The organism is Nocardia pseudobrasiliensis NBRC 108224 (genome assembly GCF_001613105.1).
Lineage (GTDB): Bacteria > Actinomycetota > Actinomycetes > Mycobacteriales > Mycobacteriaceae > Nocardia > Nocardia pseudobrasiliensis.
Map to the genome: position 1 here is coordinate 134,886 of NZ_BDBS01000020.1, position 14,065 is coordinate 148,950.

15 protein-coding genes are annotated in these 14,065 nt (G+C 67.9%); 3 read left to right on the forward strand and 12 right to left on the reverse strand.

The window, feature by feature from the left end:
• Positions 1-74: 74 nt before the first annotated feature.
• The 3 genes from NP4_RS17305 to NP4_RS17315 are packed head-to-tail and all read right to left on the reverse strand — an operon-like array spanning position 75 to position 2,708.
• Positions 75-1,454, reverse strand: a complete 1,380-nt coding sequence (locus NP4_RS17305) for an acyl-CoA dehydrogenase family protein (RefSeq protein WP_067998915.1) — start codon at positions 1,452-1,454, stop codon at positions 75-77.
• Positions 1,455-1,493: 39 nt separating this feature from the next.
• A complete protein-coding gene (recO, locus tag NP4_RS17310; protein ID WP_067998917.1) occupies positions 1,494-2,252 on the reverse strand; it encodes a DNA repair protein RecO in 759 nt (252 codons plus the stop codon).
• A 42-nt stretch (positions 2,253-2,294) separates the two neighbouring features.
• Entirely contained in the window at positions 2,295-2,708 is a 414-nt protein-coding gene (locus tag NP4_RS17315) for a hypothetical protein (RefSeq protein WP_147288035.1), read from the reverse strand.
• Positions 2,709-2,885: 177 nt separating this feature from the next.
• On the opposite strand from NP4_RS17315, the gene NP4_RS17320 reads away from it, so the two are divergent.
• The gene (locus tag NP4_RS17320) at positions 2,886-4,301 is read left to right on the forward strand and encodes an amidase (RefSeq protein WP_067998921.1); all 1,416 of its coding nucleotides are present in this window, start codon (positions 2,886-2,888) and stop codon (positions 4,299-4,301) included.
• Here NP4_RS17320 and era read toward each other — a convergent pair.
• From era to NP4_RS17355, 7 genes are all read right to left on the reverse strand, one after another.
• Positions 4,298-5,197, reverse strand: coding sequence for a GTPase Era (era, locus tag NP4_RS17325; RefSeq protein WP_067998924.1), 900 nt, complete (start codon positions 5,195-5,197; stop codon positions 4,298-4,300). The two genes, NP4_RS17320 and era, sit on opposite strands and share 4 nt — an antisense overlap.
• Positions 5,194-5,568: a cytidine deaminase-like protein gene (locus tag NP4_RS17330; protein WP_062509026.1), complete on the reverse strand. Its 375-nt coding sequence runs from the start codon at positions 5,566-5,568 to the stop codon at positions 5,194-5,196. The genes era and NP4_RS17330 overlap by 4 nt, the downstream gene beginning before the upstream one ends.
• On the reverse strand, positions 5,555-6,901 hold the full coding sequence (locus tag NP4_RS17335) for a hemolysin family protein (RefSeq protein WP_082875945.1): 1,347 nt from the start codon (positions 6,899-6,901) through the stop codon (positions 5,555-5,557). Before NP4_RS17335 ends, NP4_RS17330 begins: the two co-directional genes overlap by 14 nt.
• Before the next feature lie 145 nt (positions 6,902-7,046).
• A complete protein-coding gene (ybeY, locus tag NP4_RS17340) occupies positions 7,047-7,601 on the reverse strand; it encodes an rRNA maturation RNase YbeY (protein ID WP_067998926.1) in 555 nt (184 codons plus the stop codon).
• A gap of 397 nt (positions 7,602-7,998) precedes the next feature.
• Complete coding sequence (locus NP4_RS17345; RefSeq protein WP_067999002.1) at positions 7,999-9,063, reverse strand: PhoH family protein; 1,065 nt, start codon at positions 9,061-9,063, stop codon at positions 7,999-8,001.
• Positions 9,064-9,305: 242 nt separating this feature from the next.
• On the reverse strand, positions 9,306-10,193 hold the full coding sequence (locus NP4_RS17350; protein WP_067998927.1) for a LysR family transcriptional regulator: 888 nt from the start codon (positions 10,191-10,193) through the stop codon (positions 9,306-9,308).
• Positions 10,183-10,905: a Type 1 glutamine amidotransferase-like domain-containing protein gene (locus NP4_RS17355; RefSeq protein WP_067998930.1), complete on the reverse strand. Its 723-nt coding sequence runs from the start codon at positions 10,903-10,905 to the stop codon at positions 10,183-10,185. The genes NP4_RS17350 and NP4_RS17355 overlap by 11 nt, the downstream gene beginning before the upstream one ends.
• 138 nt (positions 10,906-11,043) lie before the next feature.
• Between NP4_RS17355 and NP4_RS17360 the strand changes: the two genes are divergently transcribed.
• Positions 11,044-12,264, forward strand: coding sequence for an MFS transporter (locus NP4_RS17360; protein WP_067998932.1), 1,221 nt, complete (start codon positions 11,044-11,046; stop codon positions 12,262-12,264).
• 22 nt (positions 12,265-12,286) lie between these two features.
• On the forward strand, positions 12,287-13,363 hold the full coding sequence (gene mraY, locus NP4_RS17365) for a phospho-N-acetylmuramoyl-pentapeptide-transferase (protein ID WP_067998934.1): 1,077 nt from the start codon (positions 12,287-12,289) through the stop codon (positions 13,361-13,363).
• 13 nt (positions 13,364-13,376) lie between these two features.
• Here mraY and NP4_RS17370 read toward each other — a convergent pair whose 3' ends face one another.
• Positions 13,377-13,811 carry a type II toxin-antitoxin system VapC family toxin gene (locus NP4_RS17370; RefSeq protein WP_067998935.1) on the reverse strand — a complete coding sequence of 145 codons (435 nt, stop codon included), beginning with the start codon at positions 13,809-13,811 and terminating at the stop codon, positions 13,377-13,379.
• Positions 13,808-14,032, reverse strand: coding sequence for a ribbon-helix-helix protein, CopG family (locus NP4_RS17375; protein WP_169813752.1), 225 nt, complete (start codon positions 14,030-14,032; stop codon positions 13,808-13,810). The genes NP4_RS17370 and NP4_RS17375 overlap by 4 nt, the downstream gene beginning before the upstream one ends.
• Between the last annotated feature and the right edge of the window lie 33 nt (positions 14,033-14,065).

Consider the following 14,065-nt stretch of genomic DNA (forward strand, 5'->3'; position numbering starts at 1 on the left):
GACCACGGCTTTAGCGCGCTATCTCCGTAAATTCTCCACACGGGTCAGCCGAGTATTCGCGCCGAACGGCCCGCTCAGCGCGGTGGCCGCAGCACACGCATCGCGGCGCGCACGAGCGGAGCCGGTACCCGGTCCTTCATTTCCAAGGCCGCCGCCGCGGCGCGGGTGCGGATCTCGGTGCCGCGGCCGAACATCTTGCTCAGCGGGCCGCCGGAGGGTTCGAGGTCGACATACAGCGGGGGTCTGCCCTCGGTGGCGCCCAGGGCGGTGGAGATGACCATGCGCTGGATTTCGCTGGTGCCCTCGAAGATGGTGTACAGCTTGGCGTCTCGGTACCACTTCTCCACCGGGTGGTCGGTGATGTAGCCCCAGCCGCCGAGGGTTTGGATCGCGCGTTCGGTGGCGTCGACGGCGACCTCGCTGGCGGCAAGTTTCGACATCGAGCCCTCGCCGCGTTCGAAGGGCACGCCGTTGGCGGCCATCCAGGAGGCCCGCCAGGTCAGCAGGCGGGCGGCGTCGATGCGGGTGGCCAGGTCGGCGATCGGGAAGGCGATGCCCTGGTTATCGATGATCGGGGCGCCGAAGGCCTCGCGGTGGTTGGCGTAGGCGGTCATGTATTCCAGGGCGGCGCGGGCGATTCCGAGGGCCTGGGCGGCGACCATCGGGCGGGTCTGTTCGAAGGTGCCCAGTGTCGCCGAGCGGGAGCGGCGTCCGTCGCGGGCCGCCTCGCGGACCTTGGCCAGCTTGTGTTCGAGTTTGTCCGCGCCGCCGAGCAGATTCTCCGCGGGCACCCGCACGCCGTCGAATTTCAGCTCGGCGGTATGCGAGGCCCGGCAGCCCAGCTTGTCGAGCTTGCGCACCAGTTCGAGTCCCGGGGTACCGCCCGGCACCACGAACAGCGCCTGCCCGCGGTGCCCGAGTTCCTGATCCACCACCGCGTTCACCACGTGCACATCGGCGATCCCGCCGTTGCCGATCCACATCTTGTGCCCGTCGATGATCCAGTCGTCCCCGTCACGCACCGCCCGCGTGCGCAGATTGCGCACATCGCTGCCGCCCTCGGGTTCGGAGATGGCCAGCGCCGCGAGTTTGAGATCGCCCGGCGTGCCGAAACATTCGGGGGCCCAGCGCAGCATCTGTTCCGGCGTCGCCGCCTGCCCGATGGCCGAGAGGGCCAGTGCGGGCATCACGATCGCCAACCCGATGCCCGCACAGCCCCAGAACAGTTCCTCCATGAACATCGGCAGCGACAGCCCGGTCCGATCGCCGATCAGATCGCGATAGAACAGCGGACTGTAGAACCCGCGCCGCGCGGCCTCCTCGAGTACCGGCCACGGGAATTCCTGCGCCCGGTCGTAGTGCGCGGCCTCTGGCCGGATGCAGTCCCGCGCGAATTCATGCGCCCGCTTGGCCAGATCGTGCTGCGCCGCGGTCGGTGTCAGATCGAAACCCACATCCAGTCGATACCCGCGATTCGGGAACCGAATCCGATCTCAGCCCACCTCGGCCGTCGCGTGCGGGCGGGACCGCTCGATCAACGGCAGGGTCCGCAGCTGACGTTCCAGATGCCACTGCAGATGCGCCGCGGTCAGACCGCTGGCCTGGCGGCGAATGCCCTCGGGGACGATATCGATCCCGGACCACTCGCCGCGGTAGAGAGCGCTCATCAGATCCAGCACGCCCAGCGCCGGAGTGGCCGAGCCGGGCAGGCGGCAGTGCACGCAGACCGCCCCGCCCGCGGCCACGTGGAAGGCGCGGTGCGGGCCGGGGGTCGCACAGCGGGCGCATTCGTCCAGTGCGGGGGCCCAGCCCGCGAAACCCATGGCGCGCAACAGGAATGCGTCCAGGATCAATTCGTGCGGGCGCTGACTGGCGGCGATGGCGCGCAGGGCGCCGGCGGTGAGGGTATGCAGTCGCGGCGCGGGGGCCCGCTCCTCACCGGCCAGGCGTTCGGCGGTCTCGAGCACCGCGCAGGCGGTGGTGTAGCGGCCGTAGTCGGCGACGATATCGGCGGCGAACGCCTCGACGGTGTGCACCTGGGTGACGGTGTCGAGATTGCGCCCGGGATAGAGCTGGATGTCGACATAGGCGAACGGCTCGAGCCGTGCCCCGAATTTCGACCGGGTGCGGCGCACGCCCTTGGCCACCGCCCGAACCAGGCCGTGCTGACGGGTGAGCAGGGTGACGATGCGATCGGCCTCGCCGAGCTTGTGCTGGCGCAGCACGATCGCATGGTCACGGTAAAGACGCACGGCCCTATCCTCGCATGCCCGCCCGACGCGCAGGGGCAACCCTCAGGGTCGCTCGTCGCGGCTCTCGCCGTAGAGCTGTTCGATGCGCGGCGCGTGAATCGTGCGCAACAGCAGTGTGGTCCAGCCGGTGCGGGTGCGGTCGATGCCGAAGTTGTCGGCCTCGAGCAGCATGCGCTCGGGCCCCTGCAACTCCATCGTCACCGCGGGATGTCCGAGCGGAACGTCCACCAGCGCCACCCGATTGCCCCAGACGATCAGTCGCCGCTGGCTCATGGCCACGGTGCCCGCGGCGATATCGGTCCAACTGGACGAGGCGTAGTGCAGTGCGGTCCGGTAGCTGCGCTGGGCCACCGACCCACTGATGGGACCGAAGACCACGATTCCGTCCGATTCCAGCGCCGAACGCATTTGCGGAGGCAGCTCTTTCGAGCCGAACGCCCGGGACATCCACTTCACGCGATTGGATGGTAGGCCCGTCGGAGGGTTTGTGGGCGGGCCGGATATGGGCGGTCCTGGGGAAATGCCCCGCGCGGACATTACGATTTGAAAACAGTGCCAGGCCCGCGGGCCGATGTGGACGATCGACCAACTGCGAGTTACGGTGCTGTGCGGGAATCACGAGACGGAGATCACATGACCACGGCGTCCACCCGCGACCTCGGACTGGCCGAATTGGCGACCGCGATCGCCCGCGGCACCACCACCTCGGTGACGGCGACCGCCGATGCGCTCGACCGGATCGAGGCCAGCGCGAGCACCCTCAACGCCTTCCGCGTCGTGCGCCGCGAGCGCGCCCTGGCCGAGGCCGCCGAGGCGGACCGACAGGTCGGCGACGGTGTGCGACTGCCCCTGCTCGGCGTGCCGATCGCGATCAAGGATGATACCGATATCGCCGGGGAGCCAACGGCTTTCGGCTGCGGCGGGAACTTTCCGGCCAAGGCCGAGGATGCCGAGGTCGTGCGCAGGCTGCGCGCGGCCGGTGCGGTGATCGTCGGCAAGACCAATACCTGCGAGGTCGGCCAATGGCCGTTCACCGACGCCGAATCCTTCGGCTACACCCGCAATCCGTGGAACGCCGAACACACACCGGGCGGCTCCTCCGGCGGTTCGGCCGCCGCGGTGGCGGCCGGATTGGTCCCCGCCGCACTGGGTTCCGACGGCGCGGGCTCGGTGCGCATCCCCGCCTCGTGGACGAATCTGGTCGGGATCAAACCGCAGCGCGGGCGCATCTCCACCTGGCCGATGGCCGAATCGTTCAACGGGCTGACCGTACACGGCACACTGGCCCGCACGGTCGCCGACGCCGCGCTGCTGTTCGATGTGGCCGCCGGTGCGCATCCCGGCGATCGGCACACCCCGCCCGCACTCACCGTCTCCGATGCCGTCGGCCGCGATCCCGGGCGGCTGAGAATCGCTCTGGCGCTGAACATTCCGTTCACCGCCACCCGCACCTCACTCGACCGCGAGGTGGCGGCCCGAGTACAGGACGTGGCGGGCACGCTGCGCGGACTCGGCCACGAGGTGACCGTGATCGAACTGCCCTACGGCCTGCTGTCGGGCATGAGCTTCCTGTCCCGCTCCATGGCCGGTATCCGCACCGAACTGGCCAAACTCACCGGCGCGCAAGTCGATCCGCGCACCCGCTTCAACGCGAATGTCGGCCTGCTGCTGGGCGGCCCGGTCCTGACCGCCGCTCGGGCCGCGGAACCGTTGCTGCACAAGCGAATCGGCCGGGTATTCGACGATTACGATGTGATCCTCGCCCCCACCACCGCCACCCCGCCGCCCCCGGTGGACGCGATGAGGGGTCTGGGCACCGCGGCCACCGACGCGCTGATCACCGCGGCCTGCCCGTACACCTGGCCGTGGAATGTGCTGGGCTGGCCGAGCGTGAACGTGCCCGCGGGTTTCACCGCCGCCGGACTGCCCGTCGGCGCGCAGCTGATGGGTCCGGACTGCTCGGAGCCGCTGCTGATCTCGGTCGCCGCGCAGCTGGAGGCGGAGCTGCACTGGCAGCGCCACCGCCCCGAAATCTGGTGGGAGCGTTAGAAACCCAGTTTGCGCAGCTGTTTGGGATCGCGCTGCCAATCCTTGGCGACCTTGACGTGCAGATGCAGGTAGATGCGCGTGCCGAGAATGCGTTCGATCTGCTTGCGGGCGGCGGTGCCGACCTCCTTGAGGCGCGCACCGCCCTTGCCGATGATGATGGCCTTCTGACTCGGGCGCTCGACGTAGAGGATGGCGTGCACGTCGAGCATCTCGTCGTTCTCCTCGCGCGGCAGCACCTCCTCGATGACCACGGCCAGCGAATGCGGCAGCTCGTCGCGCACACCCTCGAGCGCGGCCTCGCGAATGAGCTCGGCCATGAGGGTTTCCTCGGGCTCGTCGGTCAGCTCACCGTCGGGGTAAAAGGCCGGGCCCTCGGGCATTTTCGAGGCGACGACATCGATGAGGACCTCGACCTGGTCGCCCTTGACCGCCGACACCGGGACCACCTCGGCCTCGGGGCCGAGCAGCTGCGAGACGGCCACCAGCTGCTGGGCGACCTGATCGCGGCTCACCTTGTCGATCTTGGTGACGACGCCGAGCAGGGTGGTCTTCGGTGCCATCTGCTTGACCTGCTGCACGATCCAGCGGTCGCCGGGGCCGATCTTCTCGTCGGCGGGAATGCACAGCGCGATGACGTCGACCTCGGAGTAGGTATCGCGCACCAGATCGTTGAGCCGCTGGCCGAGCAGGGTGCGCGGGCGATGCAGGCCGGGGGTGTCGACCAGGATCAGCTGGGCGTGATCACGGTGCACGATCCCGCGGATGGTGTGGCGGGTGGTCTGCGGGCGCGAGGAGGTGATCGCGATCTTCTGGCCGACCATGGCATTGGTCAGGGTGGACTTGCCGGTATTGGGCCGACCCACGAAACAGACGAATCCGGAACGGAATTCGGTCATGCGCGCTCACCGCTCGCGTCCGGACCCGCTTCGATGGTGTCGTAGATCCCGCCGTTGCGATCGGCGATGATGATCCGCGCCGAGGTCGAAACCTCGTGCACCGCAGCGACTCCGGGATCGCGCAACTGCGCGCCGAGCACCACCGCCGCCTCGAACCCCTCGGCTCCGCTGGAGATCGCGGCCGCGACCGCGGACTGCAATGCCGTGAGCCGCAACGCCTTCAACGTCACCTCGCCCGCGGCGTAGGTGCGTCCGTCGGTATCGCGCACGGCCGCGCCGCTGCCGCCGCCGGTGCGGCCCATCGCGCCGCGGGCCAGGACCAGCAGCTTGTTGTCCTCGGCATCCAGTCCCACACTGTCACGTTCGGTCATCGCCATCTCCATCCTCTTGGCCGGGTGTCCGCCCGGGCTCGGCCCCGTCACGCTCGGAATCGTTCTTCTCGGCAGGCTTGTCGGGCGCCCGCTTCACCACCACCGTGTGCACGCGGACCCGGCCGCGCGCATCGGCCCCGCCCTCACCACGCAACTGCAATCCGTGCACCACGATCTTGGAACCCGGCAGCGGTACGCGGCCCAGCGCGTGCGCGAGCAGGCCGCCGACGGTGTCGACGTCCTCCTCCTCGATCTCCATACCGAACAGCTCGCCCAGATCCTCCACCGAAAGCCGGGCCGAGACCCGGTATTTGCCGTTGCCGAGCTCCTCGACCGGGGCGATCTCGTCGGTGTCGTATTCGTCGGCGATCTCGCCGACTATCTCCTCGAGGACGTCCTCGATGGTCACCAGGCCCGCGATACCGCCGTATTCGTCGACCAGCAGGGCCATATGGTTGCGGCGGCGCTGCATCTCGTCCAGCAGGGCGTCGAGCGGTTTGGAATCGGGGACGAACACCGCGGGGCGCATCACCTCGCGCACCCGGACCTTCTTGCCGCGATCCGCGTACGGCACAAGGTCTTTCAGATAGACCACGCCGAGGATGTCGTCGACGTTCTCGCCGACCACCGGAATGCGCGAATGTCCGGACCGGACGGCCAGCGACATCGCCTGGGCCGCGGTCTTGTCCGCCTCGATCCACACCATCTCGGTGCGCGGCACCATGACCGCGCGGGCGGTGGTGTCGCCGAGTTCGAAGACCGACTGGATCATGCGGCGTTCCTCGGAGTCCACCACACCGCTCTGCTGGGCCATGTCCACGACCTCGCGCAGCTCGATCTCGGAGGCGAAGGGGCCGTTGCGAAATCCCTTACCGGGGGTGATGGCGTTACCGAGCACGATCAGCAGTCGGCTCACCGGACCCAGCAGCGCGCCGATGGCCTGCAGCGGCAGGCTCGCGCCGAGGGCGATGGAATAGGCGTGCTGGCGGCCGAGGGTGCGCGGGCCGACACCGATGACCATGTAGTCGACCACGACCATGATCACCGCGGTGATCAGCAGCGCCCAGCCGGCGGGCAGCACATCGTCGAGGGCCGCGGCCAGCAGGACGGTCGCGGTGATCTCACATGTGAGGCGCAGCAGCACCATGAGATTCACATAGCGCGGGCGGTCCAGTACCAGTCGCGACAAGCGCCGGGCGCCCGTGCGATCGGCGCGGACCAGATCCTCCACGCGCGCGGGTGAGATGGTGACCAGGGCCGCGTCGATGGCCGCGAACATGCCGCCCACCGGAACCAGCAAGATCGCCAGAAGCAGCAGAATCAGCGAATTCACCCTGTGCCCTTTGCGGCATGAGCGGGGGCCTGCGTGGTTACGCTCCGCTGCCGCCGCTGTCTCCGATGGCGGTACTCGCGGGTCTCTCCGTGGTCACGCAGGCTGCCGTCTCCGCGCCCGTCGCTCGCACCGCGGCCCTGACCGCTCATGCCGGATCCAACGGATCACCGGCATCGGTGAATCCGGTCTTGCCCAGCAGGCGGCGGTCGCGCTCGGCGAGTTCGGCGCGACGCTGCGCCTCGCGCAGGCTCTCGTACCACTCGGCCAGCAGGCGGTTCTGCAGGCCGAACATCTCCTTCTCCTCCTCCGGCTCGGCATGGTCGTAGCCGAGCAGGTGGAGTACGCCGTGCACGGTCAGCAGCGCCAGCTCGTGATCGAGGGAATGGCCCGCCTTGGCCGCCTGTCCGGCCGCGAACTCCGGACACAGCACGATATCGCCGAGCATCGAGGGTCCCGGTTCGGCGCCGTCGGGCCGCCCACCCGGCTCCAACTCGTCCATCGGGAACGACATCACATCGGTCGGCCCCGGCAGATCCATCCAGCGCATGTGCAGATCGGCCATGGTGTCGAGATCCACCAGCACCATCGACAGCTCCGCCGCCGGATGCACATCCATCTGACCGATCGCGAACCGCGCGACGCTGACCAGATCTTCCTCGGATACTTCCATACCCGACTCGTTGGCGATCTCGATACTCACGGCGATCAGCTTATGTCACGGGGAGATCCTCACTTCGCATCGCGCTGCGCTGCAAAGCGAGGAAACAGAGGGGCGCGCTACGTCGCCTTCGTTCCAAGAGCGCGCATTGCGTCGCCTTCCTTTCCCAGGGCGCGCGCTGCCTCGCCTTCCTTTCCCAGGAATCGCGCTGCGTCGCCTTGCTTCCCCAGGAATCGCGCTGCGTCGCCTTGCTTCCCCAGGAATCGCGCTGCGTCGCCTTGCTTCCCCAGGGGCGCGCGCTGCGTCGCCTTCGCTCGCAGGGACCGCGCTGCGACGACTTCCCAAGGGGCCGCGCTGCGTCGTCTTCCTCCCCCAGGGACCGCGCGCCCTCGTCTTCTTTTCCTTGTGGGTGCAGCGCAGTGCGATGCACCCACAAGGATCAGCGACGTCCCCCGCGCTCCGCCGCTCGACGCTGTGCCCGGTTCCCGGGATAGTGCGCGGCCGTGACATTCGGCCGAGTCTCCGCCTCGTAGCGGCCGTAGGCGTCGACGATATCGGCGACCAGTCGGTGGCGAACCACATCGCTGGAGGTGAGTTCCGCGAAGTGGATGTCCTCGACATCGGAGAGGATGTCGCTGACCACGCGCAGGCCGGACTGGGTGCCGCCGGGCAGGTCGATCTGGGTGACGTCGCCGGTGACCACGATCTTGGAGCCGAAGCCCAAGCGGGTCAGGAACATCTTCATCTGCTCGGGCGTGGTGTTCTGCGCCTCGTCCAGGATGATGAACGAGTCGTTGAGACTGCGGCCACGCATATAGGCCAGCGGTGCGACCTCGATCACGCCGGACTGCATGAGCTTCGGGATCGCCTCGGGATCCATCATGTCGTGCAGCGAGTCGTACAGCGGCCGCAGATACGGATCGATCTTCTCGTTGAGCGTGCCGGGCAGGAAGCCCAGCCGCTCGCCCGCCTCCACCGCGGGACGGGTCAGGATGATCCGCGTGACCTGCTTGGTCTGCAGCGCCTGCACGGCCTTCGCGACGGCCAGATACGTCTTACCGGTACCGGCCGGGCCGATGCCGAAGACGATCGTGTGCGCGTCGATAGCGTCGACGTAGCGCTTCTGATTGAGCGTCTTGGGCCGAATCGTCTTGCCGCGCCGCGACAGAATGTCCAGGCTCAGAACCTCGGCCGGGGAATCCGACGAGCCCTCGGTGAGCATGGAATACGTGTGGCGCACCGCCTCCGGCGTCACCATGCGGTTGCGGCCGGTCAGCGCGACCAGTTGTTCGACGACCCGCTCGGCGAGCGCCACATCGGCGGCCTTACCGGTCAGCGTGACCGAATTGCCGCGGACGTGGATGTCGGCGTCGAGCAGGCGCTCGAGTTCGCGCAGATTCTCGTCGGCGGAGCCGAGGAAGCCGAAGACCGATTCGGGAGCGAGTTCGATGCTGGAACGCACGGTCCGAGCGGCGGGGCCCGAGCCGTCGCCGCCGACTCCGATGCCGGCCGTAGGAGTTGTCGGGTCGCCGAATTCACCTTGGGTTCGCAAAAGTGGCTATAGCCTGCTTTCCGGTCTCGAACGTGTGCTCTGTGTGATGAAAGTTTAACGCGCGGCACCGACAGCGCCCAGTGAATAGATCGCAACCCCCAGGTCACAGGGCGATCCCGGGCTGCGCCCGGGAAGAGGGAAGAAGCCGACGGGGAGGAGGCTGTCGGGAGAGAACCGCAAGGTTTGGAACGAATTCAACGCTGTGCCCATTCCACGGCGAAGCTTCTGAATCGCCGCACGGCGTCCGAGGGCGCGGAATCGGCCGACCAGATCAGACCGACGGCCCGAGAGGCCCCCGGATCCGCGAGCGGAATCAATACCGGCCCCGGCTGCGGCCCGCGCACCGGAGCCTCCTCGAGCGGCAGCACCGCGACCCCGAGCCCCGCCGCGACCAGCCCCGCGACCGTCACCAGATCACTGGACTCCAACCCGATCCGAGGCCGGAAATCGGCTGCGGCACAGAGGTCGTCGAGAATCCGGCGCATACCGAAGCCCGGATGCATGGCGATGAATTCGGCCTCGGCGACCTCGGCCAACCGGATCTGCCGTCGCCCGGCGAGTCGATGATTCGCGGGCACGCCCAACGCCAGCCGCTGCCGCAGCAGCGTGTGCCAGCCCAGTCCGGTCGCGGCGGGTTTGGGCGATACCAGCCCCAGATCGGCCGTGCCGTCGAGCACCCGCGCGGTCACCACCGCTGCCGCGTCCTGGCTCAGCGTGAAGGTGATCCGCCCCGACCCCCGCCGGAATCCGGCGATCAACTCCGGCACCAACCGCGCCCCGAACGAATGCAGAAACGACAGCCGCACCACCCCCATCGCCGGATCCGCCAGATCGGCCAGCTCCCGCCCCGCCGCATCCAACTCCGCCTGCGCGCGCCGGGCATGCTCGTAATAGATCCGCCCGAAATCATTGAGGGCCAGCCGTTTTCCGTGCCGATCGAACAGCGCCACCCCCAGCCGTCGCTCCAACCGGGCCAGCATCCGTGACAGCGTCGGCTGCGAGAGGTGCAGTCGATCGGCCGCCGCGCCGACATGCTCGAGTTCGGCGAGGGTCAGCAGCCAGTGCAGATCCTCACCCGGCACGGCCGGACCCCTCCAGCAGCCGAGGCTCGTACCGTTCCATCTCGACACCACCCTCGACCGGACGCACCCGCAGCAGACTGCTCTCCGCCGTCGTCGCAACCACATCGACCGGTTGTTCGTCGCGGAACAGCACCGCCGCGCCGTCGTCGAGCGCCCACCCGCCGGGCAGACTCCCGGTCGCGACGGCCCGCGTGTACAGCGGCGCCCGATCCGGCTCGGAATCGAAATGCGGGCAGAAGCTGCCCGGCAAAAGCCCCAGCCCGTCGTGCAATTCACGCATCGGGCCGAAGGAATCGGTCACGCAGCCGTCGAACCAGCACGCCGCCCCCGCACTGATCCCGCACAGCATCGCTCCTCGCCGATACGCCTCGGCGAGTAACCGATCCAGCCCGTGCAGCCGCCACACCACCAGCAGATTGGCCGTACTACCGCCGCCCACATAGAACACATCGTGCGCCGCGACGACGGCCGCGATGTCATCGGGAATGTCGTGGAACAGCGACAGATGCCCCGGCACGCAGTGCGATCCCTCGAACGCGGCGTAGAACCGCTCGATGTCCTGCCGCGCGTCACCACCGGCCGTGGGCAGGAAACACACTCGCGGACAATCCGATTCGACATTCGCCAGCACGTACTCGTCCAGTCGCGCGTCCCGATCGCCCAGAAATCCCCCGCCGAGAAGTACGATCCTGCGCTCGATACCCCGGTCCACAACCAGCCCCTCTCGCCGTGCGACGCGTCACTCGCCCTCCCTTTGTCTCACATCGGCGCTGCGCTTATGTGGCAGATGCATCGGATATGCGACGTTTATGCATTTCCTTTCGGTAACGACCGCGCCCATGCTCGAAATATGGCCACCGCGATCGCATCCGCCGAATCCGCCACCCACGAGCGCCGGATCACGCTGGCCCTGTTCGCGGCGGGCCTGACCACCTTCGCCTCGATGTACAGCGCCCAGGCCCTGCTGCCCAGCCTGTCGGCGGCCTTCGGGGCCACGCCCGCGCACGCCGCGCTCGCGGTCTCGCTGACCACCGGCGCGCTGGCATTGGCGATCGTGCCGGTGAGCGTGCTGTCGGGACGCTTCGGCCGAACCCGGGTGATGATCACCTCGGCCGTAGTGGCGGCGGTCATCGGCTTGCTCGTACCGCTGAGCCCGAATCTCGAGGTGCTGCTGGCCGGGCGGGCGCTGCAGGGTCTCGCGCTCGCCGGGGTGCCCGCGGTGGCGATGGCCTATCTGGCCGAGGAGATCGGGGCGGGCGGACTCGGCGCGGCCATGGGCGTCTACATCGCGGGTACCAGCGTGGGCGGGCTTGCGGGCCGGTTGATTCCGGCATTCGTACTCGAGGGCGCGTCGTGGCGCTGGGGCGCGGCGGTGGTCGCGCTCGCGGCCGCGGCGTGCACGATCTGGTTCGTCCGCCAGCTGCCGCCCTCGCGCGGATTCACCGCCCAGCCACTCGAACTCGGCACGCTGATTCGGGATCTGACCGGACATCTGCGCCACGGCACGCTGGCGGCGCTGTTCGTCCTGGCGTTTCTGCTGATGGGTGGTTTCGTCTCGGTGTACAACTTCCTCGGCTACCGGCTGGTCCACGCGCCGTTCGGATTGTCCGCGGCCACAGCGGGTCTGGTGTTCGTGCTGTATCTGGGCGGGACCGCGTCCTCGACGATCGCGGGAGGACTGTCGGATCGGCTGGGCCGTCCGCGGGTGCTGGGCGTCGCACTGGTCGCCATGGCCGCGGGCCTGGCGCTGACCGTTCCCGATCAGCTGGCGATCGTCCTGGTCGGTGTACTGCTGTGCACCGTCGGCTTTTTCGCGGCCCACTCCATCGCCAGCGCCTGGGTCGGCGCGGCCGCGCGACACAATCGCGCCGCCGCCTCCTCGCTGTATCTGTTCTTCTACTACCTCGGTAGCTCCGTCGCGGGCGGCGCGGCGGGCATTCCCTACGCCCGCTACGGCTGGGCCGGAGTCAGCGTCTACGCCGGAATTCTCATCCTCGCCGCGGCCGTCGCGGCGGTCGCGCTGGCTCGACGCGACGAGACCCGCGTCATCCTGACGGAGAATTCGGCCTGATCTTGGTTAATATCTGACGGCGATGAGGCAAATCCTGTTCTCCGCGATGATTGCCCTCGCGGTCTCGATTACATTGACGCCGTTGTTGATCAAGCTGTTCGCCCAGCGACGGCTCGGTCAGGAGATCCGCGTCGACGGACCGGCCAGCCATCAGGCCAAGCGCGGCACGCCCACGATGGGCGGTATCGCGATCATCGTGGGCATGTGGGCCGGATATCTCGGCTCGCATCTGATCGGTATCCGCTACCGCGCCGAGGGACCCACGGCCTCGGGCCTGCTGGTCCTCGGATTGGCTACGGCGCTGGGCGTGGTCGGATTCCTCGACGATTTCATCAAACTGCGCAAGCGCCGCAATCTCGGCCTCACGGCCAAGGGCAAATACGTCGGACAGCTCGGCGCCGCGATCGTCTTCGGTCTGCTCGCGCTGCGCTTCCCCACCAACTCCGGCCTGACCCCGGGCAGCCGGTATCTGTCGTTCGTGCGCGACGACGCGACCCTGAAATTCTGGGTGGTCATCTTCCTGCTGGGAGTCTGCTTCCTGGTGGTGGCGTGGTCGAATGCGGTGAACCTGACCGACGGTCTCGACGGATTGGCCGCGGGCACCATGGGATTCGCCCTCGGCGCCTACACCATCATCACGTTCTGGCAGTACAGCAATGCGTGCGCCACCAAGCCCGGCGTCGGCTGCTACAACGTCCGCGACCCGCTGGACCTCGCCCTGGTCTGCGCCGCCGGCGCGGCCGCCTGCGTCGGATTCCTGTGGTGGAACGCCGCTCCGGCGAAGATCTTCATGGGCGACACCGGTTCCATGGCCCTGGGCGGCCTGCTCGCCGGACTGTCCATCACCACCCGCACCGAACTGCTCATGGTGGTGGTCGGCGCGGTGTTCTTCGCCGAAATCCTGTCGGTCCTCCTGCAGATCGTCGTCTTCCGCACCACCCGCCGCCGCCTGTTCAAAATGGCCCCCTTCCATCACCACTTCGAACTGGGCCAGTGGGCCGAAACCACGGTCATCATTCGCTTCTGGCTGCTGGGCGGTATCGCGGCGGCCTTCGGACTGGCGCTGTTCTACGGCGAATATCTCGCCGCCATCGGCTGAGGTCGGCTCGTCATCAGTTCATATCGTCGGGAAGGAGCCGGAAGGCCGGGTAGCTCAGTGGCCGCAGCGCGCGAAAGTCTCGTCGGTCCAGGGTCAACACCGCGTCGGTGTCGTATTCGGCCGCTAGCGTCACACATACCGCGTCGACCAGATCCAAATCGAGGTCGCGGTACTGGCGACGAATCGATACCGCCGTTCTGATCTGCGCCACATCGACATTCGCCACCTCCACACGAGTGGTTGCGATCCGATCCGCGAGCAGAAGTAGGGCGCGGTCGGCGGACTCGCGTCCGCCGCGGACGGTCGCGACGTGATGAACCTCGGTGATAGCGAGGGCGCTCACCACCAGAGTGCTCGCCGCATTGGCTGCACGCCGCACAGCCAAGTGTTCGGGATCGGCGAGGTTCAGTAGTGCGAGGATTCCTGATGTATCGGCGATGACGATCATGCGGACCGATGCGTGATGTCGCGAATGTCTTCCTTTGATATCGGCCCGCCCAGGTCGACACCTTCGTCATCCGCGAAAAGCGGCGTGTCCCAGGTGCGATTGCGCAATAGATACAGGCGCAGGGCGTCGCGCGTGATGTCGTGCTTCGATCGCCCCTCGACCTTGGCCTGCTTGTCGAGAGCGGCTTCTTCGTCATCGGAAAGTCGAACGGTCCACGCCATGACCATATGATACCAACGCAGATACCACATTGC